A 25,998-nucleotide genomic window follows, 5' to 3' on the forward strand; every position below is an offset into this window, starting at 1 on the left:
GAATGGCTAAGGGGCAATCTTTACAAGATCCGTTCCTGAACGCATTGCGTCGGGAACGTGTTCCAGTTTCTATTTATTTGGTGAATGGTATTAAGCTGCAAGGTCAAATTGAGTCTTTCGATCAGTTCGTGATCCTGTTGAAAAACACGGTCAGTCAGATGGTCTATAAGCACGCGATCTCTACTGTTGTTCCGTCTCGTCCGGTATCTCATCACAGCAATAACGCTGGCGGCGGCACTGGCAGTAACTACCATCATGGCAGCAACGCGCAGGGTTCTTCAACGCCAGCGCAGGACAGCGAAGAGACCGAATAAGGTCTTGAGCTGTTATCCACACGGGGAGCCAGGGATCCTGCGTTCCCCGCTGATCTTTTTAGAGGGTTATACGCTTGTTTGACCGTTATGATGCCGGTGAGCAGGCGGTGCTGGTACACATCTATTTTTCGCAAGACAAAGATATGGAAGACCTCCAGGAGTTTGAAACTCTGGTCTCTTCCGCCGGTGTCGAAGCAATGCAGGTGATTACCGGTAGCCGTAAAGCGCCGCACCCAAAGTATTTTGTTGGTGAAGGTAAAGCAGTTGAAATTGCGGATGCCGTAAAAGCAACCGGCGCCTCCGTCGTGTTGTTTGACCATGCGCTGTCTCCGGCTCAGGAACGTAACCTGGAAGCCCTTTGCGAATGCCGTGTTATCGATCGCACAGGCTTAATTTTAGATATTTTTGCTCAGCGTGCGCGCACACACGAAGGGAAGCTGCAGGTTGAGCTGGCGCAGCTGCGCCATCTGGCGACGCGCCTTGTGCGCGGCTGGACCCACCTTGAAAGACAAAAGGGCGGGATCGGTTTGCGCGGTCCGGGTGAAACCCAGCTCGAAACCGACCGTCGTTTATTACGTGGCCGTATTACCCAGATCCTCTCACGTCTGGAAAGAGTTGAGAAACAGCGTGAGCAGGGACGTCGTTCGCGAACGAAAGCCGACATCCCAACGGTGTCGCTGGTGGGGTATACCAACGCCGGTAAATCCACCCTGTTTAACCAGATTACCGAAGCCCAGGTGTATGCCGCAGACCAGCTTTTTGCGACCCTGGACCCTACGCTGCGTCGCATTGACGTTGCTGACGTGGGGGAAACGGTGCTGGCGGATACCGTAGGGTTTATTCGCCATCTGCCGCACGATCTGGTGGCGGCGTTTAAAGCCACCCTGCAGGAGACGCGTCAGGCGACCCTGCTGCTGCACGTGATAGATGCAGCGGACGTCCGCGTGCAGGAGAACATCGACGCGGTAAACGTGGTGCTCGAAGAGATCGAGGCCCACGAAATCCCAACGCTGTTGGTGATGAATAAAATCGATATGATGGATGATTTTGAACCGCGTATCGACCGGGATGAAGAGAACAAACCGATTCGGGTCTGGCTTTCCGCCCAGACCGGTGTTGGTGTGCCACTGCTTTTCCAGGCTTTGACAGAACGTCTTTCCGGTGAGGTAGCTCAGCACACGCTGCGCCTGCCGCCACAGGAAGGCAGGCTGCGCAGCCGGTTTTATCAGCTTCAGGCGATAGAAAAAGAGTGGATGGAGGATGACGGCAGCGTGGGGATGCAGGTGCGTATGCCGATCGTTGACTGGCGTCGCCTCTGTAAACAAGAACCTGCGCTGGCGGACTATATCGTCTGATCAGAAAGGGTAAGCCTGAAAATTCGCCCTTGCATAACAAATATGGAGCATATACATGGCGTGGAATCAGCCCGGTAATAACGGACAAGACCGCGACCCGTGGGGAAGCAGCAATAATCAAGGCGGCAACTCTGGGGGAAATGGCAACAAAGGTGGTCGCGAGAAGGGGCCACCGGATCTGGATGATATCTTCCGCAAGCTCAGCAAAAAGCTGGGGGGCCTTGGCGGAGGAAACGGGTCCGGCTCGGGTGGTAATTCCACTCAGAGTCCTCGCCCGCCAATGGGTGGCCGCGTGGTGGGCATTGTCGCCGCGGCTGTCGTTATCATCTGGGCAGCCAGCGGGTTCTACACCATTAAAGAAGCAGAACGCGGCGTGGTGACTCGTTTCGGTAAGTTCAGCCATCTGGTTGAGCCGGGCCTGAACTGGAAACCGACGTTTATTGACGACGTCACCGCAGTGAACGTGGAGTCCGTTCGTGAACTGGCGGCGTCCGGCGTGATGCTGACCTCGGACGAAAACGTCGTGCGCGTAGAGATGAACGTGCAGTACCGCGTGACCGATCCTGAGCGCTACCTGTTTAGCGTGACCAGCGCGGACGACAGCCTGCGTCAGGCAACCGACAGCGCCCTGCGCGGCGTGATCGGCAAATACACCATGGACCGTATCCTGACCGAAGGTCGTACCGTTATTCGTAGCGATACCCAGCGCGAGCTGGAAGAGACCATTCGTCCTTACAACATGGGTATCACCCTGCTTGACGTCAACTTCCAGGCCGCGCGTCCGCCGGAAGAGGTGAAAGCCGCGTTTGATGATGCCATTGCCGCGCGTGAAAACGAGCAGCAGTACATCCGTGAAGCAGAAGCGTACACCAACGAAGTCCAGCCGCGTGCGAACGGTCAGGCGCAGCGTATCCTTGAAGAAGCGCGCGCGTATAAGACCCAGACTATCCTGGAAGCACAGGGTGAAGTGGCTCGCTTTGCGAAAATCCTGCCGGAGTATAAAGCCGCGCCGGAAATTACCCGCGAGCGTCTCTACATTGAGACCATGGAAAAAGTGCTGAGCCACACGCGTAAGGTGCTGGTTAACGACAGCAAAGGCGGAAACCTGATGGTCCTGCCGCTGGATCAGATGCTGAAAGGCGGTTCTGCACCGGCTGCGAAAGACACCAGCGGCGCAAACAACCTGCTGCGCCTGCCGCCTGCCTCAAAGGGCAGCTCCAGCGCGAACTCAACGCCTTCTACGAACGATGGTGACATTATGGACCAACGCCGTGCTAACGCGCAGCGTAACGACTACCAGCGTCAGGGGGAATAAGGATGCGTAAGTCAGTTATTGCGATCATCATCATCGTACTGGTCGTACTTTATACCTCTATTTTTGTGGTGAAAGAGGGTGAGCGCGGGATCAAGTTCCAGTTCAGCAGCGTCGTGCGTGATGGCGACAAAAAGCCGCTGATCTATGAGCCAGGTCTGCACTTCAAGGTGCCGTTCATTCAGTCTGTTAAAACGCTCGACGCCCGTATCCAGACCATGGATAACCAGGCCGACCGTTTTGTTACCAAAGAGAAAAAAGACCTGATCGTTGATTCTTATATCAAATGGCGCATCAGTGACTTCAGCCGTTACTTCCTGGCAACGGGCGGCGGCGACGTTTCCCAGGCCGAAGTTCTGTTGAAACGTAAGTTCTCTGACCGTCTGCGTTCTGAAATTGGTCGTCTGGACGTGAAAGACATCGTCACCGACTCCCGCGGCCGTCTGACTCTGGAAGTGCGTGATGCGCTGAACTCCGGTTCTGCGGGCACCGAGGACGAAGTGGAAACGCCAGCGGCGGACGATGCGATCGCCAAGGCCGCCGAGCGCGTTCAGGCTGAAACCAACGGTAACGTACCGGTGATCAACCCGAACAGTATGGCTGCGCTGGGTATCGAAGTGGTCGACGTGCGTATCAAGCAGATCAACCTGCCTGCCGAAGTGTCCGAGGCGATCTACAACCGTATGCGCGCCGAGCGTGAAGCGGTAGCCCGTCGTCACCGTTCACAGGGCCAGGAAGAGGCTGAGAAGCTGCGCGCGGCAGCGGACTATGAAGTCACCAAGACGCTGGCGGAATCAGAGCGTCAGGGCCGTATCCTGCGCGGTGAAGGTGATGCCGAAGCGGCGAAACTGTTTGCCGATGCATTCAGCCAGGACCCAGACTTCTACGCCTTTATCCGCAGCCTGCGTGCCTACGAGAATAGCTTCCAGAGCAACCAGGATGTGATGGTGCTCAGCCCGGACAGCGATTTCTTCCGTTATATGAAGACGCCGGCTAACGCAACGCGATAAACTCAGGCGCGTTTGAGTATTCAAACCACCGCTCTCACCGGAGCGGTGGTTTTCTTTTATGAGGAATGAAAATGAATTCAACGATTTGGCTCGCGCTGGCTCTGGTTTTGGTGCTGGAAGGCCTTGGGCCGATGCTTTATCCGCGCGCCTGGCGTCGAATGATCGCGACCATGAGCGCACTACCGGATAATATTTTGCGCCGATTTGGGGGCGGACTTGTGGTTGCCGGTATCGTGATCTACTACATGTTGAGGAAAACGATTGGCTGATCAAAAAGTGGTCGGATTTGGCATATTTTGGGGTCAAAAAGTGCTGTATATCTGAAAAAGCGGTGGTAGAATCCATTTTTAAGCAATCGGTGATTTTGAAAAAATGGGTAACAACGTCGTCGTACTGGGCACCCAATGGGGTGACGAAGGTAAAGGGAAGATTGTCGATCTTCTGACTGAACGGGCTAAATATGTTGTACGCTACCAGGGCGGTCACAACGCAGGCCATACTCTCGTAATCAACGGTGAAAAAACCGTCCTCCATCTTATTCCATCAGGCATTCTTCGTGATAACGTGACCAGCATCATCGGTAACGGCGTTGTGCTGTCTCCAGCGGCGCTGATGAAAGAGATGAAAGGCCTGGAAGACCGTGGTATCCCGGTTCGCGAGCGTCTGCTGCTCTCCGAAGCCTGCCCGCTGATCCTCGACTATCACGTGGCGCTGGACGTTGCGCGTGAAAAAGCTCGCGGTGCGAAAGCGATCGGCACAACCGGCCGCGGCATCGGCCCTGCTTACGAAGACAAAGTTGCTCGTCGCGGCCTGCGCGTAGGCGATCTCTTCGACAAAGCCACCTTCGCTGAAAAACTGAAAGAAGTGATGGAATATCACAACTTCCAGCTGGTGAATTTCTACAAAGCTGACGCCGTTGACTACCAGAAAGTGCTGGATGACGTCATGGCGATTGCCGATATTCTGACCGGTATGGTTGTTGATGTTTCCGATCTGCTGGACCAGGCGCGCAAGCGTGGCGATTTCGTCATGTTCGAAGGCGCGCAGGGTACGCTGCTGGACATCGACCACGGTACCTATCCGTACGTAACCTCTTCTAACACCACCGCGGGTGGCGTAGCGACCGGTTCTGGCCTGGGGCCGCGCTATGTAGATTACGTTCTGGGCATCATCAAAGCTTACTCCACGCGCGTGGGTGCAGGTCCATTCCCGACCGAGCTGTTTGATGAAACCGGCGAGTTCCTCTGCAAGCAGGGTAACGAGTTTGGCGCGACCACCGGTCGTCGTCGTCGTACCGGCTGGCTGGACGCGGTTGCCGTACGTCGCGCGGTGCAGATCAACTCCCTGTCTGGCTTCTGCCTGACCAAGCTGGACGTGCTGGACGGCCTGAAAGAAGTGAAAATCTGCGTAGGCTACCGTATGCCAGATGGCCGCGAAGTGACGACCACTCCGCTGGCTGCTGACGACTGGGAAGGCATCGAGCCAATCTACGAAACCATGCCTGGCTGGTCTGAGACCACCTTCGGCGTGAAAGAGCGTAGCGGCCTGCCGCAGGCGGCCCTGGACTACATCAAGCGTATTGAAGAACTGACCGAAGTGCCGATCGATATTATCTCTACCGGCCCAGATCGTTCTGAAACCATGATTCTGCGCGATCCGTTCGACGCTTAATGAGGGTTTTGCCCGGCGGCACTGCGCTTGCCGGGCCTACAAAATCCATCACAGGCCGGAAAGCTATGCGCATCCGGCTTTTTCGTCCTCTTTCCCCCTTTCCATTCAAATAAATTAGCTGCTATCTATCTGGCTGGTTTATCATCATTAATGAATATCTGTGCGGTTTTACCGCGTTTTCCCTTTTTCCTGAGGTTGATGTGCAGTTAACAAGTTTCACCGATTACGGCTTACGCGCCTTAATTTACATGGCGTCGTTACCCGATGGGAAAATGACCAGTATCTCTGAGGTGACAGAGGTCTACGGTGTGTCCCGTAATCATATGGTCAAAATAATCAATCAACTTAGTCGTGCCGGATACGTTGCTGCCGTCCGCGGGAAGAATGGGGGAATTCGTCTGGGTAAACCGGCGCAGAGTATTCGCGTTGGGGATGTGGTGCGTGAACTGGAGCCGCTGTCTCTGGTGAATTGCAGCAGCGAGTTCTGCCACATTACTCCCGCTTGTCGTCTGAAACAGGCGCTTTCTCAGGCCGTGCAAAGTTTTCTCAAGGAACTGGATAACTACACGCTGGCCGATTTGGTTGAAGAGAATCAACCGCTTTATAAATTATTGCTGGTGGAATGAAGAAAATTTCCACCGGAGCTGACAACGGAGGAACCGACATGTCACATGATCCTTTCCAGGAACGCGAAGCCGAAAAATACGCGAATCCTATCCCCAGCCGCGAGTTCATCATTGAACACTTAACTAAACGCGAAAAACCCGCCAACCGTGAAGAACTTGCCGCTGAATTACACATTGAAGGTGAAGAGCAAACTGAAGCCCTTCGCCGCCGCCTGCGCGCGATGGAGCGCGACGGGCAGCTGGTCTTTACCCGCCGCCAGTGCTATGCGCTGCCTGAACGCCTCGACCTGGTGAAAGGTATCGTCATTGGCCACCGCGATGGCTTTGGCTTCCTGCGCGTCGAGGGCCGCAAAGATGACCTGTACCTCTCATCCGAACAGATGAAGATGTGCATTCATGGCGATCAGATCCTGGCGCAGCCGCTGGGCGCTGACCGCAAAGGCCGCCGCGAAGCGCGCGTTGTGCGCGTGCTGGTGCCAAAAACCAGCCAGATCGTTGGCCGCTACTTTACCGATGCCGGCGTGGGCTTTGTGGTGCCGGACGATAGCCGCCTGAGCTTCGATATCCTGATCCCGCCTGAAGAGGTCATGGGCGCGCGCATGGGCTTTGTGGTGGTGGTGGAACTTACCCAGCGTCCAACCCGCCGCACCAAAGCGGTAGGTAAAATTGTCGAAGTGCTCGGCGACAACATGGGCACGACAATGGCCGTGGATATGGCGCTGCGTACCCATGAGATCCCGTACGTCTGGCCGAAAGCGGTTGAAGAGCAGATTGAAAGCCTGCGCGAAGAAGTGCCGGAAGAGTCCAAGGTTGGCCGCGTGGACCTGCGCTCCCTGCCGCTGGTTACCATTGATGGCGAAGACGCCCGCGACTTTGATGACGCCGTTTACTGCGAGAAAAAACGCGGCGGCGGCTGGCGCCTGTGGGTTGCCATTGCGGACGTGAGCTACTACGTTCGCCCGCACACGCCTCTGGATAACGAAGCGCGCAGCCGCGGCACGTCGGTCTACTTCCCGTCTCAGGTTGTGCCGATGCTGCCGGAAGTGCTTTCCAACGGCCTGTGCTCCCTGAACCCGCAGGTTGACCGCCTGTGCATGGTCTGTGAAATGACCATCTCGACCAAGGGCCGCTTAACCGGCTACAAATTCTACGAAGCGGTGATGAGCTCGCACGCGCGCCTGACCTACACCAAGGTCTGGCACATGCTGCAGGGCGACCAGGAGCTGCGCGAGCAGTACGCGCCGCTGGTTAAGCACATCGAAGAGCTGCATAACCTCTATAAAACCCTGGATCAGGCGCGCGAAGAGCGCGGCGGGATCTCGTTCGAGAGCGAAGAGGCGAAATTCATCTTCAACGCCGAGCGCCGCATTGAGCGTATCGAGCAGACCCAGCGTAACGACGCGCACAAGCTGATCGAAGAGTGCATGATCCTGGCTAACATCTCGGCGGCGCGCTTCGTTGAGAAAGCCAAAGAGCCTGCGCTGTTCCGTATTCACGATAAGCCAACAACGGAAGCCATTACGTCGTTCCGCTCCGTGCTCGCCGAGCTCGGCCTGGAACTGCCTGGCGGCAGCAAGCCGGAGCCGCGCGACTACGCCGAGCTGCTGGAATCCATCAGCGATCGTCCTGACGCGGAAATGCTGCAAACCATGCTCCTGCGCTCCATGAAGCAGGCGATTTACGATCCGGAAAACCGCGGCCACTTTGGCCTGGCGCTTCAGTCCTACGCCCACTTTACCTCGCCGATCCGTCGTTACCCGGATCTCTCTCTGCACCGCGCGATTAAATATTTGCTGGCGCAGGAGCAGGGCCACAAGGGGAACACCACCGAAACCGGCGGCTATCACTATTCGATGGAAGAGATGCTGCAGCTCGGCCAGCACTGTTCCATGGCCGAACGCCGTGCCGATGAGGCGACGCGCGACGTGGCGGACTGGCTGAAGTGCGACTTTATGCTGGACCAGGTCGGCAACGTCTTTAAAGGCGTCATTGCCAGCGTGACCGGCTTTGGCTTCTTCGTGCGTCTGGACGAGCTGTTCATCGACGGTCTGGTGCACGTTTCCAGCCTTGATAACGACTACTACCGCTTTGACCAGGTGGGCCAGCGTCTGATTGGCGAATCCGGCGGCCAGACCTACCGCCTGGGCGACCGCGTGGAAGTGAAGGTTGAGGCCGTGAATATGGACGACCGTAAGATAGACTTTAGCCTGATCTCCAGCGAGCGCGCGCCGCGTAACGTCGGCAAGACCGAGCGTGAGAGAGCGAAGAAAGGCGGTAACGGCAACGGTAAATCGGGTGGAAAACGCCGTCAGGCGGGTAAGAAGGTGAACTTCGAGCCGGACAGCGCGTTCCGCGGCGAGAAGAAGCAAAAGCCAAAAGCGGCGAAGAAAGAGGCCCGCTCGGCGAAAAAGCCTTCCGCCAAAACGCAGAAAATAGCCGCTGCCACCAAAGCGAAACGCGCAGCGAAAAAAAAGCAGGCGGAGTAAAATACCCCTCACCCTGACCCTCTCCCCGCGGGGAGAGGGGAAATGCATATTATGAGAACCATCAATGAGTGAAATGATTTACGGCATCCACGCGGTGCAGGCCCTGCTGGAGCGCGCACCGGAGCGCTTTCAGGAAGTGTTTATTCTGAAAGGGCGCGAAGATAAGCGCCTGATGCCGCTGATCCACGCGCTGGAAGCCCAGGGCGTGGTGATCCAGCTGGCGAACCGCCAGTTCCTGGATGAGAAAAGCGAAGGCGCGGTGCACCAGGGCGTTATCGCCCGCGTGAAGCCGGGCCGCCAGTATCAGGAAAACGATCTGCCGGATCTGATCGCCGGGCTGGATAACCCGTTCTTCCTGATCCTCGACGGCGTGACCGATCCGCACAACCTCGGCGCGTGCCTGCGCAGCGCCGATGCGGCGGGCGTCCATGCGGTGATCGTGCCGAAAGATCGCTCCGCGCAGCTGAACGCAACGGCCAAGAAGGTGGCCTGCGGTGCGGCGGAAAACGTCCCGCTGATCCGCGTGACTAACCTGGCGCGCACCATGCGCCTGCTGCAGGAAGAGAACATCTGGATCGTCGGTACTGCCGGTGAAGCGGATCATACGCTGTACCAGAGCAAAATGACCGGCCGTCTGGCGCTGGTGATGGGGGCGGAAGGCGAAGGCATGCGCCGCCTGACGCGCGAGCACTGTGACGAGCTAATCAGCATCCCGATGGCGGGCAGCGTGTCGTCCCTGAACGTCTCCGTCGCGACGGGCATTTGCCTGTTTGAAGCGGTGCGCCAGCGCGGAGAATAAACAGGAAGGCCGTCCACAGGACGGCCTTTCGTGTTTTCGCCCTCTCCTACGGGAGAGGGCCGGGATGAGGGCACCAGACGGCGATCGCCTCACTCCTCTAACGACCGCAAATGGTCATCCTTCCTGAGCGTCATCAGCGCTACGATACTCACCACCGCCGTCACCATCACGTAATAGGCCGGAATATCCAGATTCCCCGTCTCTTTAATCAGCCCGGTAATGATCAGCCCCGCGCAGCCAGAGAAAATAGCGTTCGACAGAGAATAAGCCAGGCCAAGCCCGGTATAGCGTACCCGCGTCGGGAACATCTCTGAAAGCATGGCAGGCCCTGGCCCCGCAAGCATGCCCACCAGGCCACCCGCAATCAGCACCACGAGTGCCTTCACCGCCAGCGTGCTGGACTCCGCCTGCAAAACTTTCAGCAGCGGCAGGGCGAGAACCAGCAGCAGCACGGTAGCGACGATCATCACCGTGCGGCGCCCTATTTTGTCGCTGAGCATGCCCGACGGAATTATGGTGAGTGCGAAACCGATATTCGAAATCACCGCAATCAGCAGCGCCTGGTTAAACCCGGTATGCAGCGCCGACTGCAGGTAGGTTGGCATGATCACCAGATAGGTATATCCCGCCGCAGACCACACCATCACGCGGCCAATTCCCATCACGATCGCTCTGAGCGTTGCCGCAGTTGAGGCCTGAGCGGCGACCGGTTTTTCCTGCTGGTGCACAAAGCTTGGCGTTTCCTCCATGCTGACGCGCAGCCATAGCGCCACCACGCCCATCGGCAGCGCAAGGAAAAACGGGATACGCCAGCCCCAGTCGTGCAGCGCGTCCGGCGTGAGCAGGGCGGAGAGCAGCGCCACAATGCCTGCACCAGCCAGTAATCCAAGCGCAACGGTAAAGGACTGCCACGCCCCGTACAGGCCGCGCCTGCCGCGCGGGGCGAACTCCGTCATCAGCGAAACCGCGCCGCCGTATTCACCGCCGGCGAAAAGCCCCTGCAGGATGCGCAGCAGCGTGATAATCAGCGGCGCGGCAATCCCGATGCTGGCGTAAACCGGCACCACTCCGATGGCCGCGGTGGCCAGCGTCATCAGCACCAGCACGATAATCAGCGTTGGCTTGCGGCCAATCCTGTCGCCGATGCGGCCAAACACCACCGCGCCCAGCGGGCGGAAGAAGAAGGCAATCGCGAACGAGGCGTAGGTGAGGATCAGGCTCGTCAGGCCCGATTCCCCTTCAAGCTGGAAGAAATTTTTCGCAATCACGGTTGCCAGAAAACCGTAGACCGCAAACTCATACCACTCGATGAAGTTACCAATAGAGCCGGCAATTAACGCGCGCTTGTGCGCGTCCGGCGCACGGTGTGAAGGTTGCATGGCGAGCCTCGTTGAAGGGGGTAAGAATAAATTATTCAACATAATTGACGTCGTGAAATAGTTTATTCTTATGTTATGTGAGCTATTTCACGAATGATTTCAGTGCGATTGCCATGGTGTGACCGTACTCCCATGCAGCGTTGATCCACCCTGTCCATACTTATCTTCATTGCCACTGAAGGAGGGAGACAGCATGCACTGGCAGACACACACCGTTTTCAATCAACCCGCGCCGCTTTCTAACAGCAATCTTTTCCTCTCCGACTGCGCCCTGCGCGACGCGATTGCCCGGGAAGGGGCCGAATGGGACAGGGAGCTGCTGGCCAGCATCGGGCAGCAGCTGGGCACCGCGGAGTCGCTGGAGCTTGGCAGGCTGGCGAACGTCAACCCGCCGGAGCTGCTGCGCTATGACGCGACGGGTGAACGGCTTGACGACGTGCGTTTTCATCCGGCGTGGCACCTGCTGATGCAGGGGCTCTGTGCAAACCGGGTGCACAACCTGCCGTGGGAGGAGGAGGCACGCAAAGGCTCGTTTGTTGCCAGAGCCGCGCGCTTCGTGCTGCATGCCCAGGTTGAGGCGGGCACGCTTTGCCCCATTACCATGACCTTCGCCGCTACGCCGCTGCTTTTACAGTCGCTGCCTACACTGTTCCACGGCTGGCTGACGCCGCTTCTTAGCGACCGCTACGATCCGCACTTTGCCCCCGGCGGGCAGAAGCGCGGCCTGCTTATCGGCATGGGGATGACGGAAAAGCAGGGCGGCTCCGACGTGCTGAGCAATACCACCAAAGCGGAAAAAACGGCTGACGGCAGCTATCGGCTGGTGGGGCATAAATGGTTTTTCTCCGTACCGCAAAGCGATGCGCATCTCGTCCTGGCGCAGGCGAAAGGCGGCCTTTCCTGCTTTTTCGTTCCGCGCTTTTTGCCTGACGGAAAACGCAATGCGGTGCGCCTGGAGCGGCTGAAGGACAAGCTCGGCAACCGCTCAAACGCCAGCAGCGAAGCCGAGTTTCTTGACGCCTCCGGCTGGCTGGTGGGGGAGGAGGGCGAAGGCGTGCGGCAAATCCTCAAAATGGGCGGGCTGACGCGCTTTGACTGCGCGCTCGGCAGCCACGGGCTAATGCGCCGGGCGCTCTCCGTGGCGCTGTATCACGCCCACCAGCGGCAAACGTTCGGCAAGAACCTGATCGATCAGCCGCTGATGCGCGAGGTGCTAGGCCGGATGGCGCTAATGATGGAGGGGCAAACCGCGCTGCTGTTCCGTCTTGCCCGGGCGTGGGACAGGCGGGACGACGCCCGGGAGGCCGCGTGGGCCCGCCTGTTCACACCGGTGGCGAAATACGGCGTGTGCAAAGCGGGCATCCCCTTCGTCGCCGAGGCGATGGAGGTGCTGGGGGGGATCGGCTACTGCGAGGAGAGCGAGCTTCCGCGCCTGTACCGCGAAATGCCGGTCAACAGCATCTGGGAAGGGTCGGGAAACATCATGTGCCTGGACGTGCTGCGCGTGCTGGCGAAGCAGCCGGGCATTCTCGAGCTGCTTGCCGAGGATTTTGCACAGGTGAAAGGGCAGGATCGGCACTTCGACCGCGGCTGGCGTCAGCTGCAGCAAAAGCTGCGCAAGCCGCAGGAGGCGCAGGGCAGGGAGATCGCGCAGCAGCTGTTTTTACTCGGTGCGGGGAGCCAGATGCTGCGGCACGCATCGCCGCCGGTGGCGCAGGCGTGGTGCCGCATGATGCTCGATACCCGCGGTGGCTCCTTGCTGAGCGCGCAGGTGCAAAACGATCTGCTGCTGCGCGCTACGGGCGGCGTCGGTTAGCCCTTCAGCTGGAAAAGGCTCACCAGCTGGCTGATGTTGTCGATGTGAACGATGATATCGTCCATCGCCAGGCGCGTTTGCTCGGAAAGGGCGTGGCCCTCGCTGACCTTATTGAGCGTGTCGCCAATCAGCTGTTCAATCTCTTTGACCGCATCGGCGCTGCGTGCCGCCAGGGCGCGAACCTCCTGCGCTACGACGGCGAAGCCCTTGCCGTGCCCGCCCGCCCGCGCCGCTTCTACCGCGGCGTTGAGCGCCAGAATGTTGGTCTGGAAGGCGATAGACTCAATCACGCGGGTGATGTCTCCGATGCGTTTTGAGGCATCGCGAATGTCATCCATCGTGGCGACGGCGTGCGTAACCGTCTTGCCGCCCAGGTGTACAGCGCGCGAGGTTTCGCCGACCAGCATCTGGGTTTGCTCCATGTTCGCGCGACGAAAAAAGGCGATCATAAATTGCTCATTATTGAAAAGGGATGGCTCTTCAATGGCAGACCGGGGATAACATTTATCAGCTTAATGTAACTAAATGTTACGTGTCTGTTTTGGAAAGATTTATAGACTGGGAGGAAAGTTACGTGAACAAAAAAGCCACTATAAATCAGTGGCTTTTATCGTGATGCCTTATGCATAAAGAATGGCCTGTACCCGCCAGCGATCGTCATGGTTGTCCTCCTGCATCTGTATGATGCGATACCAGGATGCACCCTGCTCATCCGCTTTTAATGCCACTACGCGTTCAACGTCCTGCGGGCTCCCCGAAATGTTGTTCACGGAGATCTGGCCGATTTCGTTAAGGCCAGTCACGCAGTCAGCGCTGGCAAATTCGGCCGACTGCGCGGTTGTGCTCACCAGGCCAGCGGAGAGCAACAGGGTAGTCAAAGCAAGAGTTCGTTTCATCGTCAGCTCCATTTCACATTTCTCCGGTATCCGCCGGGCAATCCTTCGCAAATAAACTCACTTCCATTAGCGCGGGCATGGAGTTTATTGTGGACAGGAAAATGTCTATGGACGCAAAGCAGTGTAAATGTCGTTCAAATCATGACCGTTATTTGCGGTACAAAATGGCTTGTGAATACCACTGTCCCGTAATGATGGTTTCATCGACCATGACTATGACGTAATAATCTGCTTTTGCTGCGATGGCCTGTGCTTTAATTGCCTCTTCCGCGTCGTCCGGGGAACCCCGAACCATTGCGGAGACAGATCCGATCCGCTGTAGTCCTTCCGTCTGATTACGACGGATTTCCTGCGGACGATCGGTGGCCGGCGGAGCAGGCTGCGGCGTTCCCTGAAGAGCCTGACAGCCGCTGAGCACGGAGACAAGTAACAAAGCAGCAAACCTGCGCATAACCATATCTCGTTTCCTGATAGCCATAGTGTAGTTGTCTGTGAATTTAGTTTTGGGGGAATGTTCCCGAAATGTTATCTGGGGCGTGTATTTCGAATGAAAATAGCGTGAAACCGTAACCCAGTTCTCAACATTATGAATCACTCATTAATACAGGATAGACAATGATTGAACTTGAAACGCGACGCCTCGGCAACCATGAAATTTTGCATGCATTCCCGGCGGGAAAGCGCGAGAGGCCGCTGCCCGTGGTGCTGTTCTATCATGGGTTTACCTCTTCAAAGCTGGTCTACAGCTATTTTGCCGTTGCGCTGGCGCAGGCGGGTTTTCGCGTGGTGATGCCTGATGCGCCCGATCATGGTGCCCGGTTTACGGGTAACGAACAGGCCCGGCTGGGACAGTTCTGGCAAATTCTTTGCGGCAGCCTGAGCGAGTTTACCGGGCTGCGCGACGCGCTTTATGAGGCTGGCCTGGTGGCGGATAACCGCCTGGCCGTGGCGGGCGCGTCAATGGGCGGCATGACGGCATTAGGGATTATGGCGCGTCATCCTGAGGTGAAATCCGTGGCCTGCCTGATGGGATCGGGCTATTTTTCCTCTCTTTCAAAGACGCTTTTTCCGCCCCAGGAACCTGAAGGCATTGACGCGAAACTCGCGGAATGGGACGTGGAGAACGCGTTGCCAGCGCTGGCCGACCGCCCGCTGCTGCTGTGGCACGGAAATGAGGATGACGTCGTTCCGGCGGGGGAAACGTTCCGCCTGCAGCAGGCGCTGCGGCGCGACAGCCTGGATGGCAATCTCACCTGTTTATGGGAAGCGGGTGTTCGCCACCGCATTACGCCCACGGCGCTGGATGCTACGGTGGCGTTTTTCCGCCAGCACCTCTAAACGCGCAGTACCGTGACGCCCTGGCCTTCAAGCTTCTGGAGGATCTCCGGGTTCGCTTTTTTACCGGTGATCACCATGTTGATCTGCTCTGCCCGGCTGAACAGCATGCCGGCGCGCTCGCCCACCTTGCTGCTGTCGACCAGCACCACGAGCTTGCCCACAACGTTCAGCATGTTCTGTTCTGCCATCGCGGTGAGCATATCGGTCTTGTACAGTCCATCCGTGGTCAGCCCCTTGCCGCTGGTAAACATCCAGTGCCCGGCATAGAGCGTATTTTCGCTGTCCTGGGGGCTAAGGGTGATCGAGTGGCTCTTGTTGTACTGGCCGCCCATGATCACCACGCTCTCGTGTTCCTGATCGATAAGGTAGTTTGCCAGCGGCAGGTAGTTGGTAATGATTTGCACCGGTTTGCCGCACATTTCCCGCCCCAGCAGAAAAGCCGTCGAGCCGCAGTTGATTACCACGCTTTCCCCGGGGTTCACCAGCTGCGATGCCGCGCGGGCAATGCGGACTTTTTCATCGTGGTTCTGCGCCTGATGAATGTTCATCGGCGTCCAGCGCGGGCGCTGCTGGCTAATCGCTTCCGCGCCGTTGCGCACTTTTTTCAGCTTGCCGCTTTCGTCCAGCTTGTTGATATCCCGGCGCGCCGTCGCTGGGGAAATTCCTAAGCGTTCTATTACTTTCTCAACGGTGACAAATCCTGTCTGCGCCAGGAGTTCCAGTAAAATTTGATGCCGCTGCGCTTCCGTCATGAGCTATTCCGATAAGAATTGATTTGAAAAGATAATATTTGAAATAGCATGAAATTACTAAGATAAATATGTCATCGCCAGGCGGGGTGCCTGGCGATTGAGCATGACGATTAGAGGAATGACTTGAACGGCAGATCGGGCTCAATGGTGAAGCAATCATCGAAGCCGCGCGGATAGTGATATTCGAAATTATCTTTATCCAGTGGCCAGGTGAACTTACCGCCAACCTGCCAGATAAACGGCTTGAAGCCATACTTCAGGCGGTCTTTCTTCATTTCCCACAGCACGCGAATCTCCTGCGGATCGGCCTGGAAGTTTGACCAGATGTCATGGTGGAACGGGATCACCACTTTGGTGTTCAGCGCTTCAGCCATGCGCAGCATATCGGCGCTGGTCATTTTGTCCGTAATACCGCGCGGATTCTCGCCGTACGAGCCCAGCGCCACGTCGATCTGATGTTCGTTACCGTGCTTCGCATAGTAGTTCGAGTAGTGAGAATCACCGCTGTGGTACAGGGAACCGCCCGGCGTTTTGAACAGATAGTTCACCGCGCGCTCGTCCATACCGTCCGGCAGCACGCCCGCGGCTTTTTGATCGGCCGGCAGGGTAATCAGCGCGGTACGGTCAAACGCATCCAGCGCGTGGATCTCAATGTCTTTGATTTTCACCACGTCGCCCGGCTTCATCACGATGCAGCGCTCTTTCGGCACGCCCCAGCCGATCCACAGATCGACGCAGGTTTGTGGCCCGATGAACGGCACCGTGTCAGGGCAGTTTTGCATAACCGCAGCCGCGACGTTGACGTCGATATGATCGTTGTGATCGTGCGTCGACAGCACGGCATCGATCTGACGAATGGCAAACGGATCGAGCACAAACGGCGTGGTGCGCAGGTTTGGCTGCAGTTTTTCCACGCCCGCCATGCGCTGCATCTGATGTCCTTTTTTCATCAGCGGATTGCCGTGGCTCTGTTTACCGGTGCCGCACCAGAAGTCGACGCAGATATTGGCTCCGCCTTCTGATTTTAACCAGATGCCCGTGCAGCCCAGCCACCACATGGCGAAAGTGCCTGGCGCGACGTTTTCCTGCTCAATTTCCTCGTTCAGCCAGCTGCCCCATTCCGGGAAAGTGCTCAGAATCCATGATTCACGGGTGATGGTGTTCACTTTACTCATCGTTTTGACTCCTGGTATTAATCAAAAGTAATCATTTGGTGATTTGTTGTGATTAATGCTGGCACTCTTTTAAACGCTTTGCAACGGGAAAATCACGCAATTTTGCCTGTCATGCATCACGGCAAGATGAGGTTGAAGCTGTTGTTTATTCATGCATGTATGTTTAAGTTTATGAATATAAATAGATAATTCGGCAATGTAAGTTGGGAGTGAAAATCATTACTTTCTGAATGGAAATAAATTGCGTGATGCGTCACAAATAATCACGTTCAATCTTGTGGTGATTATTTGTGATTAATAGAGTGATGGCACCAACCACGCGGGGACTGCGCCTCGTGTCATCATTTTCTGGAGAGAGTTATGGAGATCCTCTACAACGTCTTTACCGTTTTCTTTAATCAGGTAATGACCAATGCCCCGCTGTTACTGGGTATCGTGACGTGTCTGGGCTACATCCTTTTGCGTAAAAGCGTCAGCGTCATTATCAAGGGCACCATCAAAACCATCATTGGCTTTATGCTGCTGCAGGCGGGGTCGGGCATTCTGACCGGCACCTTTAAGCCGGTCGTCGCCAAAATGTCCGAAGTGTATGGCATCAACGGCGCGATCTCTGACACTTACGCCTCCATGATGGCGACCATCGATCGCATGGGCGACGCCTACAGCTGGGTGGGCTATGCGGTTCTGCTCGCGCTGGCGCTGAACATCATTTATGTGTTCCTGCGCCGCATTACCGGCATTCGCACCATCATGCTAACCGGCCATATTATGTTCCAGCAGGCCGGGTTAATCGCGGTTTCCCTTTATATCTTCGGCTACTCAATGTGGACGACAATCATCTTCACGGCGGTGATGGTGTCGCTCTACTGGGGCATCACCTCCAACATGATGTACAAGCCGACCCAGGAAGTGACCGACGGCTGCGGCTTCTCCATCGGCCACCAGCAGCAATTTGCCTCCTGGATTGCCTATAAGGTCGCGCCCTATCTGGGGAAAAAAGAGGAGAGCGTAGAAGATCTTAAGATGCCGGGGTGGCTGAATATCTTCCACGACAACATCGTCTCCACGGCGATTGTGATGACCATCTTCTTTGGCGCCATCCTCCTCTCCTTCGGCATTGACGTTGTGCAGGCGATGGCGGGTAAAACGCACTGGACGATCTACATCCTGCAGACCGGTTTCTCCTTCGCGGTGGCGATCTTCATCATCACCCAGGGCGTGCGCATGTTCGTGGCGGAACTGTCTGAAGCCTTTAACGGTATCTCCCAGCGTCTGATCCCTGGTGCCGTGCTGGCGATTGACTGTGCGGCAATCTATAGCTTTGCGCCAAACGCCGTGGTCTGGGGCTTTATGTGGGGCACCATCGGCCAGCTGATTGCGGTGGGCATTCTGGTGGGCTGCGGTTCCTCCATCCTGATCATTCCTGGCTTTATCCCAATGTTCTTCTCTAACGCCACCATCGGCGTCTTTGCTAACCACTTCGGCGGCTGGCGCGCGGCGCTGAAGATCTGCCTGGTGATGGGCATGGTGGAAATCTTCGGCTGCGTGTGGGCCGTCAAGCTCACCGGTATGAGCGCCTGGATGGGGATGGCGGACTGGTCGATTCTGGCACCGCCGATGATGCAGGGCTTCGCCTCTGTAGGGCTGGTCTTTATGGCCGTCATCATTCTGATTGCACTGATTTATATGTTCTTCGCGGGCCGTTCGCTGCGCGCTGAAGAAGATGCTGAAAAACAAACAGCAGAAGTTTCTGCTAACTAAGGAGTTTTGACTATGACCGTACGTATCCTGGCCGTGTGTGGCAATGGACAAGGCAGCTCCATGATCATGAAGATGAAAGTGGACCAGTTTTTAACGCAGTCAAACATCGACCACACGGTAAACAGCTGCGCGGTGGGTGAATACAAAAGTGAGCTGGGCGGCGCGGATATCATCATCGCCTCAACCCACATCGCCGGTGAGATTACCGTAACAGGCAACAAATACGTGGTGGGCGTGCGCAACATGCTGTCGCCTGCGGATTTCGGCCCAAAACTGCTGGAAGTGATCAAAGAACATTTCCCGCAGGACGTGAAGTAAGGACGCCACATGAAGCTACGTGATTCGCTGGCACAAAATAACTCAATCCTTTTGCAGGCCGAGGCCAGCACCTGGCAGGAAGCGGTCAAGCTGAGCGTCGATCTGCTGGTCAAGGCCGACGTTGTTGAGCCGCGCTATTACCAGGCCATTCTTGATGGCGTTGCGCAGCACGGTCCCTATTTTGTGATTGCGCCAGGCCTGGCGATGCCGCATGGCCGCCCGGAAGAGGGCGTCAAAAAAACCGGCTTTGCGCTGGTGACGCTGAAAACGCCTCTGGTGTTTAACCATGAGGATAACGACCCGGTCGATATTCTTATCACCATGGCGGCCGTTGATGCCAATACCCATCAGGAAGTCGGCATTATGCAGATCGTGAATCTGTTTGATGACGAGGCCAACTTTGACCGTTTACGCGCCTGCCGCACCGAGCAGGAAGTCCTGGATTTAATCGATCACGCCACTGCGGCGGCTGTTTAAGAAGGAATTGAAAATGTCATTACCAATGTTGCAGGTCGCGCTGGATAACCAGACTCTGTCCCACGCTTACGAAACCACCCGCCTGATTGCGGAAGAGGTGGACATCATCGAAGTGGGTACCATTCTGTGCGTGGGCGAAGGCGTTCGCGCCGTTCGCGACCTGAAGGCGCTTTATCCGCACAAAATCGTGCTGGCGGATGCCAAGATCGCTGACGCGGGCAAAATTCTCTCCCGCATGTGTTTTGAAGCCAACGCCGACTGGGTCACCGTGATTTGCTGCGCGGATATCAACACCGCCAAAGGCGCGCTGGACGTGGCAAAAGAGTTCAACGGCGACGTGCAGATTGAGCTGACCGGCTTCTGGACCTGGGAGCAGGCCCAGGAGTGGCGCGAGGCGGGCATCCAGCAGGTGGTTTACCACCGCAGCCGCGACGCGCAGGCCGCGGGCGTGGCGTGGGGCGAAGCGGACATCAGCGCGATTAAGCGTCTGGCGGATATGGGCTTCAAGGTCACCGTCACCGGTGGACTGGCGCTGGAAGATCTGCCGCTGTTCCAGGGCATTCCAATTCACGTCTTTATCGCTGGCCGCAGCATTCGCGACGCCGCGTCTCCGGTGGAAGCGGCGCGTCAGTTTAAACGCTCTATCGCTCAGCTTTGGGGTTAAGGAGCGGCTATGTTGTCAAAACAGGTCCCGCTAGGCATCTATGAAAAGGCACTCCCCGCGGGGGAGTGCTGGCTGGAGCGGTTGCAGCTGGCGAAACAGCTGGGTTTCGATTTTGTCGAAATGTCGGTAGATGAAACCGATGAGCGCCTGTCTCGCCTCGACTGGAGCCGGGAGCAGCGTCTGGCGCTGGTGAGCGCGGTGGCGGAAACCGGCGTGCGCGTGCCGTCCATGTGCCTCAGCGCCCACCGTCGCTTCCCGCTGGGGAGTGAAGATGATGCCGTGCGCGCTCAGGGGCTGGAGATCATGCGCAAAGCCATTCGCTTCGCGCAGGACGTGGGCATTCGCGTGATCCAGCTTGCGGGGTACGACGTTTACTATCAGGAAGCGAATGACGAAACGCGCCGTCGCTTCCGTGATGGCCTGAAAGAGAGCGTCGATATGGCAAGCCGTGCGCAGGTGACGCTGGCGATGGAAATCATGGACTATCCGTTAATGAACTCCATCAGTAAGGCGCTGGGCTATGCGCACTACCTGAATAACCCGTGGTTCCAGCTTTATCCCGACATCGGCAACCTGTCGGCATGGGATAACGACGTTCAGATGGAGCTGCAGGCGGGCATTGGGCATATCGTGGCGGTTCACGTCAAAGATACCCGTCCAGGCGTGTTCAAAAACGTTCCGTTCGGCACCGGGGTGGTGGATTTCGAACGGTGCTTCCAGACGCTCAAGCAGACAGGCTATTGCGGGCCATATCTGATTGAGATGTGGAGCGAAACGTCGGACGACCCGGCAGCGGAAGTGGCGAAGGCGCGCGATTGGGTGCGCGAGCGCATGGCGCGGGCAGGATTGCTGGAGGAAGAACATGCAGACGCTTAAGCAGCAGGTCTTTGAAGCCAATATGGATCTGCCGCGCTATGGCCTGGTGACCTTCACCTGGGGCAACGTCAGCGCGATTGACCGTGAACGCGGCGTGATCGTCATCAAGCCCAGCGGAGTGGCGTATGAGACCATGAAGGTCGACGATATGGTTGTCGTGGACCTTGAGGGTAACGTCGTAGAGGGACAGTGGCGTCCTTCTTCGGATACCGCTACCCATCTGGCGCTGTATCGGCGCTATCCCTCTCTGGGCGGGGTGGTACATACGCACTCCACGCACGCCACCGCCTGGGCACAGGCCGGGCTGGCGGTTCCGGCGCTGGGGACTACGCATGCGGACTACTTCTTTGGCGACATCCCCTGCACGCGCGCGTTAACGCAGGCCGAAGTGGAGGGCGAATACGAGCTCAACACCGGCAAGGTCATCGTTGAAACGCTGGGTGAGCACGAGCCGCTGCATACGCCGGGAATCGTGGTGTATCAGCACGGTCCGTTCGCCTGGGGGAAAGATGCGCACGATGCGGTGCATAACGCGGTCGTGCTGGAAGAGGTGGCGCGAATGGCGTGGATCGCTCGCGGCATTAACCCGCAGCTTCAGGGCATCGATGATTACCTGATGAACAAGCATTTCATGCGCAAGCATGGTCCGAACGCCTATTACGGGCAGAAGTGAATAAGTGCTCTGGATTACCAAAAAAGTTGTAACCGGTGGGTATTTCAGGGCCATTCATGCAAAAAAAAAGCCCCCGGGCAGGGGGCGAATTTAATTATGGCTCTTTTCTTCGTTGGCTTTCCTGGTGCTAGCGTAAAACGTTATTGGTAAATATCTGCACTGGCGTGCATATTGCCGTTGCTGCCGGGTTCACGCATTAAGATGACGTGATAATAGGTTGCGCCCCGGGCATCGGTCTCTTGATTAAGCGCCCGATCTGCTTCGCTTTCAGTGGCGAAATTATGATTGATGTAGATTACGCCTAAGCTTTGCACATCATCCATGTTCCTGGCCTGACGGCCGTCTAGCCTGATGGCTGCTATCGCGTTTGCGCTGAGCAACAGTGCAGCCATCACGGCAATTGCGATTTTTTTCATGATATACGCTCCACGACTGCGTGCTATGTGACGGTGATTTGCTCTCCTTTTGTATCGGATGGGCTTTGATTAAAGTGTAACCGCTTCTCTGACGGGGAATGCTGACCATTTCTGATGCTGTTGTTCAAAAAAACAACGCTTCCGGATGTGATTAATTTTAAATCACCCACTTAGACCCGCTTTGCGCTTAGTGCGAATTATTTGTGCAATCAGCTTGAGTTTCCCGGGGCGCGCAAGTATTATGACGCGTCAATTTTTCGGCCGACCTTTAACACGTTCCTTGCCTCCCCGGGCCTCGGCTGACCCAGACAGGAGGCTGAATAATCCGTAAGGAGCAATTCGATGCGTCATTACGAAATCGTTTTTATGGTCCATCCTGACCAGAGCGAACAGGTTCCGGGCATGATCGAGCGCTACTCTGCTGCCATCACTGGTGCAGAAGGTACGATCCACCGTCTGGAAGACTGGGGCCGCCGTCAGCTGGCTTACCCGATCAACAAACTGCACAAAGCACACTACGTTCTGATGAACGTTGAAGCGCCGCAGGAAGTGATCGATGAGCTGGAAACTACCTTCCGCTTCAACGATGCCGTTATCCGCAGCATGGTTATGCGTACCAAAAACGCAGTGACCGAAGCATCTCCGATGGTTAAAGCGAAAGACGAGCGCCGTGAGCGTCGCGATGATTTCGCAAACGAAACCGCAGATGATTCTGATGCTGGGGATTCTGAAGAGTAATTTCTGATGACCAACCGTCTGGTGTTGTCCGGTACCGTGTGCAGGACCCCCCTTCGAAAGGTCAGCCCATCAGGAATTCCGCATTGCCAGTTCGTGCTTGAGCATCGTTCTGTGCAAGAGGAAGCCGGCTTTCACCGGCAGGCGTGGTGCCAAATGCCCGTTATTATTAGCGGACACGAAAACCAGGCCATTACTCACAGTATAACGGTCGGTAGCGCAGTAATCGTTCAGGGGTTCATCTCTTGCCACAAGGCAAAGAACGGTCTGAGCAAAATGGTTCTGCATGCCGAGCAGATTGATTTGATAGATTCTGGAGACTAGCCATATGGCACGTTATTTCCGTCGTCGCAAGTTCTGCCGTTTCACCGCGGAAGGCGTTCAAGAGATCGACTATAAAGATATCGCAACGCTGAAAAACTACATCACCGAAAGCGGTAAGATTGTCCCAAGCCGTATCACCGGTACTCGTGCAAAATACCAGCGTCAGCTGGCTCGCGCTATCAAACGCGCTCGCTACCTGTCCCTGCTGCCGTACACTGATCGTCATCAGTAATCGGGCACGGTCCATTAATACGACTTTAAGAGGATAAGGTAATGCAAGTTATTCTGCTTGATAAAGTAGCAAACCTGGGCAGCCTGGGTGATCAGGTTAACGTTAAAGCGGGTTACGCACGTAACTTCCTGGTTCCACAGGGTAAAGCTGTTCCAGCTACTAAGAAAAACGTAGAGTTTTTCGAAGCACGTCGTGCTGAACTGGAAGCCAAACTGGCTGACGTTCTGGCGGCTGCTAACGCTCGCGCTGAAGCAATCAACGCACTGGGCACCGTTACTATCGCGTCTAAATCTGGCGACGAAGGTAAACTGTTCGGTTCCATCGGTACCCGCGATATCGCTGATGCAGTTTCTGCAGCTGGCGTTAAAGTGGCTAAGAGCGAAGTTCGCATGCCGAACGGCGTTCTGCGTACCACTGGTGAGCACGAAGTTGACTTCCAGGTTCACAGCGAAGTGTTCGCTAAACTGGTTGTTAACGTTGTAGCTGAGTAATTTTTTACTCTGCTCGCGTCAAAGCGCCGGCCTTGTGCCGGCGTTTTGCTTTTTTGCACAGCAGAAAGTCAATCTTTGCATCTTGTATGGCCGTTATTCCTGAGTCCATCTCTGTTAATAAAGTGAAGCGTCATTTTATTTTGAGATTTGCCAGGGATACCGCTCTGCCTGCACCCGTCTTTGCCCGCCATCCCGCTACCTTCTTCATCGTGCCGCTGGCGCACTACTTTAACCACAACGACAGGCTGAGCTATAACAAGGCGCTCGACTACGTGCTGGTCTGCTCGGGGATTTGGTGGGTGAACAGGGCAAACGGATAACGGCCGGGCGGTGGTTTCGCCTACCCGGCTGGAACATTATCGTACCCGAATAAAACTGCCGTCGTTCTGACGGGTAAAGAGCACCTGCTGCCCATTTCCCGTGTCGATGGTGAGGCCCGTGACCACGCCGCTGGCGTTCTGGCGAATTTGCACCATCTGGCCGTTTTGCAGATTGCTGAGCGGCTTTCCTGCTCCCTCAACCTGCGCCATAGCATAAACATCTGTTGGGGGAAGGTTATGATCGCGGAACAGCTGGGCAAGGGTTTTGCCCGGCTCTACGCGATAGGAACGCCACTGCTGCTCAATGCCCGTAGCCTGCGGTTCAGCTGTCGTCGCGGCCTGCTCCTGTGGCTGCTCTTCCTGAACCGGTTCCGGCTCCACCGGGGCTACCTGTCCAGGGTCGTTAGAGGGCGTCACCAGCTGCGTCTGCATCGGCTGCGCGTCAGGCTGCGGCTGTGATTGCGACTGGATATTCAGCTCCGCGTTGCGGGTTACCGGTGCCGTCTCGACGTCATCGCCGCCGGAAGGAAGCAGGAAGCCGAGGATCACCAGCAGCGCGCCAATGATAATCCCTTTGCGGTGCAATGGAGGCAGCGGGTCCATGATGCGAAAATTGTCCGGCGCATGCCAGATTTTCGCCAGGGTAGGTTTCAGTTCAAATCGCCCGGGCATGGCTCTCCTCCTGCTCCGCGTCTTTTTTATCCTGTGTTTCGAAGTATAGTTGGCTAACTGCCTGAACGGCGTAGCAAACCCGACATCCGTGACATCAGTTCGGGATTAATCCTGATCCCGCCTATTGTTTCTGTTTCACCGCAATTTGTCACCTTAACTTAAGACAAAGTTTTACCCATAAAGGCATGGCTGCTATGCTGCCCGCTACTTTAAATGTGATGGAAGGAAAACCCATGACCACCCCGACTTTTGACACTATCGAAGCGCAGGCAAGCTACGGTATCGGCTTGCAGGTAGGCCAGCAGCTGAGCGAATCCGGCCTGGAAGGTCTGCTACCAGAAGCGCTGGTGGCGGGTATTGCGGACGCGCTGGAAGGTAACCATCCGGCCGTTCCGGTTGACGTTGTTCATCGTGCGCTGCGCGAAATCCACGAACGTGCTGACGCGGTACGTCGCGCGCGCTTCGAAGAGATGGCGGCCGACGGCGTGAAGTACCTGGAAGAGAACCGCGAGCGTGAAGGCGTGAGCAGCACCGAATCCGGCCTGCAGTTCCGCGTGATTAAGCAGGGCGATGGCGCTATCCCGGCGCGCACCGACCACGTTCGCGTGCATTACACCGGTAAGCTGATTGACGGCACCGTCTTTGACAGCTCCGTACAGCGCGGCGAACCGGCTGAGTTCCCGGTCAACGGCGTGATCGCAGGCTGGATCGAAGCGCTGACCCTGATGCCGGTAGGCTCTAAATGGGAACTGACCATTCCTCATAACCTGGCCTACGGCGAGCGCGGCGCGGGCGCATCCATCCCGCCGTTCAGCACCCTGGTGTTTGAAGTCGAGCTGCTGGAAATCCTGTAATCGACATACGTTTTTCCTCTCCCCGCGCGGGAGGGGAAAATAGCGAGAAAACCTATAGTTACGCCGGAATCAACATTTTATCTTGCAAATGTACACGTTGCGTGTATTTTTGTGAGCTGTTTCGCGTTGTATGAGTGATATGACACTCACTTTAAACATATAATTAACATTATATTCAAATCATAGTATTCATCCCGCCGATTCTTACCTACTATCGATGAGTCCTTAACCGGGACCGTCACTTCTTGACGCAATT

Annotated in this window: 30 protein-coding genes and 1 pseudogene; 23 read left to right on the forward strand and 8 right to left on the reverse strand. The window is 56.4% G+C overall.

Annotated elements, in window-relative coordinates; all coding sequences use genetic code 11:
* Positions 1 to 2: 2 nt before the first annotated feature.
* The 9 genes from hfq to rlmB all read left to right on the forward strand — a co-directional run bounded on the left by hfq (position 3) and on the right by rlmB (position 9,573).
* Positions 3 to 314, forward strand: coding sequence for an RNA chaperone Hfq (gene hfq / locus DBY73_RS15665; RefSeq protein ID WP_003855990.1), 312 nt, complete (start codon positions 3 to 5; stop codon positions 312 to 314).
* 74 nt (positions 315 to 388) lie between these two features.
* Entirely contained in the window at positions 389 to 1,669 is a 1,281-nt protein-coding gene (gene hflX / locus DBY73_RS15670) for a ribosome rescue GTPase HflX (RefSeq protein WP_112011999.1), read from the forward strand.
* A gap of 55 nt (positions 1,670 to 1,724) precedes the next feature.
* Entirely contained in the window at positions 1,725 to 2,984 is a 1,260-nt protein-coding gene (gene hflK, locus DBY73_RS15675; protein WP_112012000.1) for an FtsH protease activity modulator HflK, read from the forward strand.
* Positions 2,985 to 2,986: 2 nt separating this feature from the next.
* On the forward strand, positions 2,987 to 3,991 hold the full coding sequence (gene hflC, locus DBY73_RS15680; protein WP_112012001.1) for a protease modulator HflC: 1,005 nt from the start codon (positions 2,987 to 2,989) through the stop codon (positions 3,989 to 3,991).
* Between the two features lie 71 nt (positions 3,992 to 4,062).
* Positions 4,063 to 4,260, forward strand: coding sequence for a DUF2065 domain-containing protein (locus DBY73_RS15685; protein ID WP_112012002.1), 198 nt, complete (start codon positions 4,063 to 4,065; stop codon positions 4,258 to 4,260).
* Between the two features lie 103 nt (positions 4,261 to 4,363).
* Entirely contained in the window at positions 4,364 to 5,662 is a 1,299-nt protein-coding gene (locus DBY73_RS15690; protein WP_040077496.1) for an adenylosuccinate synthase, read from the forward strand.
* 200 nt (positions 5,663 to 5,862) lie between these two features.
* Positions 5,863 to 6,288 carry a nitric oxide-sensing transcriptional repressor NsrR gene (nsrR, locus tag DBY73_RS15695; RefSeq protein ID WP_112012003.1) on the forward strand — a complete coding sequence of 142 codons (426 nt, stop codon included), beginning with the start codon at positions 5,863 to 5,865 and terminating at the stop codon, positions 6,286 to 6,288.
* A 38-nt stretch (positions 6,289 to 6,326) separates the two neighbouring features.
* Positions 6,327 to 8,774 carry a ribonuclease R gene (gene rnr, locus DBY73_RS15700; protein WP_112012004.1) on the forward strand — a complete coding sequence of 816 codons (2,448 nt, stop codon included), beginning with the start codon at positions 6,327 to 6,329 and terminating at the stop codon, positions 8,772 to 8,774.
* A gap of 64 nt (positions 8,775 to 8,838) precedes the next feature.
* Complete coding sequence (gene rlmB, locus DBY73_RS15705; protein WP_112012005.1) at positions 8,839 to 9,573, forward strand: 23S rRNA (guanosine(2251)-2'-O)-methyltransferase RlmB; 735 nt, start codon at positions 8,839 to 8,841, stop codon at positions 9,571 to 9,573.
* 89 nt (positions 9,574 to 9,662) lie between these two features.
* On the opposite strand, the gene DBY73_RS15710 is transcribed toward rlmB, so the two are convergent.
* Positions 9,663 to 10,952, reverse strand: a complete 1,290-nt coding sequence (locus tag DBY73_RS15710; protein WP_112012006.1) for an MFS transporter — start codon at positions 10,950 to 10,952, stop codon at positions 9,663 to 9,665.
* Between the two features lie 193 nt (positions 10,953 to 11,145).
* Between DBY73_RS15710 and DBY73_RS15715 the strand changes: the two genes are divergently transcribed.
* The gene (locus DBY73_RS15715) at positions 11,146 to 12,768 is read left to right on the forward strand and encodes an isovaleryl-CoA dehydrogenase (RefSeq protein WP_112012007.1); all 1,623 of its coding nucleotides are present in this window, start codon (positions 11,146 to 11,148) and stop codon (positions 12,766 to 12,768) included.
* A 17-nt stretch (positions 12,769 to 12,785) separates the two neighbouring features.
* On the opposite strand, the pseudogene DBY73_RS15720 reads toward DBY73_RS15715, so the two are convergent.
* The 3 genes and pseudogenes from DBY73_RS15720 to bsmA all read right to left on the reverse strand — a co-directional run.
* Positions 12,786 to 13,196, reverse strand: a pseudogene (locus DBY73_RS15720) (methyl-accepting chemotaxis protein); the annotation flags it as partial.
* Positions 13,197 to 13,388: 192 nt separating this feature from the next.
* Positions 13,389 to 13,664 carry a DUF1471 family protease activator YjfN gene (gene yjfN / locus DBY73_RS15725; protein WP_146745780.1) on the reverse strand — a complete coding sequence of 92 codons (276 nt, stop codon included), beginning with the start codon at positions 13,662 to 13,664 and terminating at the stop codon, positions 13,389 to 13,391.
* Positions 13,665 to 13,812: 148 nt separating this feature from the next.
* Positions 13,813 to 14,142, reverse strand: a complete 330-nt coding sequence (gene bsmA, locus DBY73_RS15730; RefSeq protein WP_112012009.1) for a biofilm peroxide resistance protein BsmA — start codon at positions 14,140 to 14,142, stop codon at positions 13,813 to 13,815.
* A gap of 137 nt (positions 14,143 to 14,279) precedes the next feature.
* Here bsmA and yjfP point away from each other — a divergent pair, with 137 nt between their 5' ends.
* Positions 14,280 to 15,002, forward strand: a complete 723-nt coding sequence (gene yjfP / locus DBY73_RS15735; protein WP_112012010.1) for an esterase — start codon at positions 14,280 to 14,282, stop codon at positions 15,000 to 15,002.
* Here the strand turns inward: yjfP and ulaR are convergent.
* Together ulaR and ulaG are read right to left on the reverse strand one after the other, a co-directional pair.
* A complete protein-coding gene (gene ulaR / locus DBY73_RS15740) occupies positions 14,999 to 15,754 on the reverse strand; it encodes an HTH-type transcriptional regulator UlaR (protein WP_112012011.1) in 756 nt (251 codons plus the stop codon). The two genes, yjfP and ulaR, sit on opposite strands and share 4 nt — an antisense overlap.
* 110 nt (positions 15,755 to 15,864) lie before the next feature.
* On the reverse strand, positions 15,865 to 16,929 hold the full coding sequence (ulaG, locus tag DBY73_RS15745; RefSeq protein ID WP_112012012.1) for an L-ascorbate 6-phosphate lactonase: 1,065 nt from the start codon (positions 16,927 to 16,929) through the stop codon (positions 15,865 to 15,867).
* A 360-nt stretch (positions 16,930 to 17,289) separates the two neighbouring features.
* On the opposite strand from ulaG, the gene ulaA reads away from it, so the two are divergent.
* Genes ulaA through DBY73_RS15775 form a run of 6 tightly spaced genes read left to right on the forward strand, consistent with a single transcriptional unit; the run spans position 17,290 to position 21,698 of the window.
* A complete protein-coding gene (gene ulaA, locus DBY73_RS15750; protein WP_112012013.1) occupies positions 17,290 to 18,690 on the forward strand; it encodes a PTS ascorbate transporter subunit IIC in 1,401 nt (466 codons plus the stop codon).
* 12 nt (positions 18,691 to 18,702) lie between these two features.
* Positions 18,703 to 19,008 carry a PTS ascorbate transporter subunit IIB gene (gene ulaB / locus DBY73_RS15755; protein WP_112012014.1) on the forward strand — a complete coding sequence of 102 codons (306 nt, stop codon included), beginning with the start codon at positions 18,703 to 18,705 and terminating at the stop codon, positions 19,006 to 19,008.
* A gap of 9 nt (positions 19,009 to 19,017) precedes the next feature.
* Positions 19,018 to 19,485, forward strand: coding sequence for a PTS ascorbate transporter subunit IIA (ulaC, locus tag DBY73_RS15760; RefSeq protein WP_112012015.1), 468 nt, complete (start codon positions 19,018 to 19,020; stop codon positions 19,483 to 19,485).
* Positions 19,486 to 19,498: 13 nt separating this feature from the next.
* A complete protein-coding gene (ulaD, locus tag DBY73_RS15765) occupies positions 19,499 to 20,149 on the forward strand; it encodes a 3-keto-L-gulonate-6-phosphate decarboxylase UlaD (protein WP_017694667.1) in 651 nt (216 codons plus the stop codon).
* A 9-nt stretch (positions 20,150 to 20,158) separates the two neighbouring features.
* Complete coding sequence (locus DBY73_RS15770; protein WP_112012016.1) at positions 20,159 to 21,025, forward strand: L-ribulose-5-phosphate 3-epimerase; 867 nt, start codon at positions 20,159 to 20,161, stop codon at positions 21,023 to 21,025.
* The gene (locus tag DBY73_RS15775; protein ID WP_112012017.1) at positions 21,012 to 21,698 is read left to right on the forward strand and encodes an L-ribulose-5-phosphate 4-epimerase; all 687 of its coding nucleotides are present in this window, start codon (positions 21,012 to 21,014) and stop codon (positions 21,696 to 21,698) included. The genes DBY73_RS15770 and DBY73_RS15775 overlap by 14 nt, the downstream gene beginning before the upstream one ends.
* Positions 21,699 to 21,838: 140 nt before the next feature.
* On the opposite strand, the gene yjfY is transcribed toward DBY73_RS15775, so the two are convergent.
* Positions 21,839 to 22,114, reverse strand: coding sequence for a DUF1471 family protein YjfY (gene yjfY, locus DBY73_RS15780; protein WP_112012018.1), 276 nt, complete (start codon positions 22,112 to 22,114; stop codon positions 21,839 to 21,841).
* A gap of 342 nt (positions 22,115 to 22,456) precedes the next feature.
* Between yjfY and rpsF the strand changes: the two genes are divergently transcribed.
* From rpsF to DBY73_RS15805, 5 genes are all read left to right on the forward strand, one after another.
* Positions 22,457 to 22,852, forward strand: coding sequence for a 30S ribosomal protein S6 (gene rpsF / locus DBY73_RS15785; RefSeq protein WP_014068637.1), 396 nt, complete (start codon positions 22,457 to 22,459; stop codon positions 22,850 to 22,852).
* 6 nt (positions 22,853 to 22,858) lie between these two features.
* Positions 22,859 to 23,173, forward strand: coding sequence for a primosomal replication protein N (priB, locus tag DBY73_RS15790; RefSeq protein ID WP_014068638.1), 315 nt, complete (start codon positions 22,859 to 22,861; stop codon positions 23,171 to 23,173).
* Positions 23,174 to 23,177: 4 nt separating this feature from the next.
* Positions 23,178 to 23,405, forward strand: coding sequence for a 30S ribosomal protein S18 (rpsR, locus tag DBY73_RS15795; RefSeq protein WP_000135199.1), 228 nt, complete (start codon positions 23,178 to 23,180; stop codon positions 23,403 to 23,405).
* A gap of 41 nt (positions 23,406 to 23,446) precedes the next feature.
* Entirely contained in the window at positions 23,447 to 23,896 is a 450-nt protein-coding gene (rplI, locus tag DBY73_RS15800; protein WP_112012019.1) for a 50S ribosomal protein L9, read from the forward strand.
* A gap of 86 nt (positions 23,897 to 23,982) precedes the next feature.
* Positions 23,983 to 24,216 (forward strand): hypothetical protein, encoded by a 234-nt coding sequence (locus DBY73_RS15805; RefSeq protein WP_112012020.1) that lies wholly within the window; start codon positions 23,983 to 23,985, stop codon positions 24,214 to 24,216.
* 36 nt (positions 24,217 to 24,252) lie between these two features.
* Here DBY73_RS15805 and DBY73_RS15810 read toward each other — a convergent pair whose 3' ends face one another.
* A complete protein-coding gene (locus tag DBY73_RS15810; protein WP_112012021.1) occupies positions 24,253 to 24,888 on the reverse strand; it encodes an OapA family protein in 636 nt (211 codons plus the stop codon).
* Positions 24,889 to 25,121: 233 nt separating this feature from the next.
* Between DBY73_RS15810 and fklB the strand changes: the two genes are divergently transcribed.
* Positions 25,122 to 25,742: an FKBP-type peptidyl-prolyl cis-trans isomerase gene (gene fklB, locus DBY73_RS15815; RefSeq protein WP_181573247.1), complete on the forward strand. Its 621-nt coding sequence runs from the start codon at positions 25,122 to 25,124 to the stop codon at positions 25,740 to 25,742.
* The last annotated feature ends 256 nt before the right edge of the window (positions 25,743 to 25,998 follow it).

This window comes from Enterobacter sp. RIT418, from assembly GCF_003057745.1.
GTDB lineage: Bacteria > Pseudomonadota > Gammaproteobacteria > Enterobacterales > Enterobacteriaceae > Enterobacter.

Bases quoted from the DNA above. Each gene is read 5' to 3' on its own strand.
- hflC (WP_112012001.1), top strand. From the start codon at position 2,987: ATGCGTAAGTCAGTTATTGCGATCATCATCATCGTACTGGTCGTACTT.
- DBY73_RS15770 (WP_112012016.1), top strand. From the start codon at position 20,159: ATGTTGTCAAAACAGGTCCCGCTAGGCATCTATGAAAAGGCACTCCCC.
- rpsR (WP_000135199.1), top strand. From the start codon at position 23,178: ATGGCACGTTATTTCCGTCGTCGCAAGTTCTGCCGTTTCACCGCGGAA.
- rpsF (WP_014068637.1), top strand. From the start codon at position 22,457: ATGCGTCATTACGAAATCGTTTTTATGGTCCATCCTGACCAGAGCGAA.
- DBY73_RS15685 (WP_112012002.1), top strand. From the start codon at position 4,063: ATGAATTCAACGATTTGGCTCGCGCTGGCTCTGGTTTTGGTGCTGGAA.
- DBY73_RS15715 (WP_112012007.1), top strand. From the start codon at position 11,146: ATGCACTGGCAGACACACACCGTTTTCAATCAACCCGCGCCGCTTTCT.
- fklB (WP_181573247.1), top strand. From the start codon at position 25,122: ATGACCACCCCGACTTTTGACACTATCGAAGCGCAGGCAAGCTACGGT.
- ulaG (WP_112012012.1), bottom strand. From the start codon at position 16,929: ATGAGTAAAGTGAACACCATCACCCGTGAATCATGGATTCTGAGCACT.
- DBY73_RS15805 (WP_112012020.1), top strand. From the start codon at position 23,983: ATGGCCGTTATTCCTGAGTCCATCTCTGTTAATAAAGTGAAGCGTCAT.
- hflK (WP_112012000.1), top strand. From the start codon at position 1,725: ATGGCGTGGAATCAGCCCGGTAATAACGGACAAGACCGCGACCCGTGG.
- rplI (WP_112012019.1), top strand. From the start codon at position 23,447: ATGCAAGTTATTCTGCTTGATAAAGTAGCAAACCTGGGCAGCCTGGGT.
- ulaR (WP_112012011.1), bottom strand. From the start codon at position 15,754: ATGACGGAAGCGCAGCGGCATCAAATTTTACTGGAACTCCTGGCGCAG.
- DBY73_RS15710 (WP_112012006.1), bottom strand. From the start codon at position 10,952: ATGCAACCTTCACACCGTGCGCCGGACGCGCACAAGCGCGCGTTAATT.
- DBY73_RS15810 (WP_112012021.1), bottom strand. From the start codon at position 24,888: ATGCCCGGGCGATTTGAACTGAAACCTACCCTGGCGAAAATCTGGCAT.
- rnr (WP_112012004.1), top strand. From the start codon at position 6,327: ATGTCACATGATCCTTTCCAGGAACGCGAAGCCGAAAAATACGCGAAT.
- ulaC (WP_112012015.1), top strand. From the start codon at position 19,018: ATGAAGCTACGTGATTCGCTGGCACAAAATAACTCAATCCTTTTGCAG.
- ulaD (WP_017694667.1), top strand. From the start codon at position 19,499: ATGTCATTACCAATGTTGCAGGTCGCGCTGGATAACCAGACTCTGTCC.
- yjfY (WP_112012018.1), bottom strand. From the start codon at position 22,114: ATGAAAAAAATCGCAATTGCCGTGATGGCTGCACTGTTGCTCAGCGCA.
- ulaB (WP_112012014.1), top strand. From the start codon at position 18,703: ATGACCGTACGTATCCTGGCCGTGTGTGGCAATGGACAAGGCAGCTCC.
- rlmB (WP_112012005.1), top strand. From the start codon at position 8,839: ATGAGTGAAATGATTTACGGCATCCACGCGGTGCAGGCCCTGCTGGAG.
- yjfN (WP_146745780.1), bottom strand. From the start codon at position 13,664: ATGAAACGAACTCTTGCTTTGACTACCCTGTTGCTCTCCGCTGGCCTG.
- yjfP (WP_112012010.1), top strand. From the start codon at position 14,280: ATGATTGAACTTGAAACGCGACGCCTCGGCAACCATGAAATTTTGCAT.
- ulaA (WP_112012013.1), top strand. From the start codon at position 17,290: ATGGAGATCCTCTACAACGTCTTTACCGTTTTCTTTAATCAGGTAATG.
- priB (WP_014068638.1), top strand. From the start codon at position 22,859: ATGACCAACCGTCTGGTGTTGTCCGGTACCGTGTGCAGGACCCCCCTT.
- DBY73_RS15690 (WP_040077496.1), top strand. From the start codon at position 4,364: ATGGGTAACAACGTCGTCGTACTGGGCACCCAATGGGGTGACGAAGGT.
- bsmA (WP_112012009.1), bottom strand. From the start codon at position 14,142: ATGGCTATCAGGAAACGAGATATGGTTATGCGCAGGTTTGCTGCTTTG.
- DBY73_RS15775 (WP_112012017.1), top strand. From the start codon at position 21,012: ATGCAGACGCTTAAGCAGCAGGTCTTTGAAGCCAATATGGATCTGCCG.
- hfq (WP_003855990.1), top strand. From the start codon at position 3: ATGGCTAAGGGGCAATCTTTACAAGATCCGTTCCTGAACGCATTGCGT.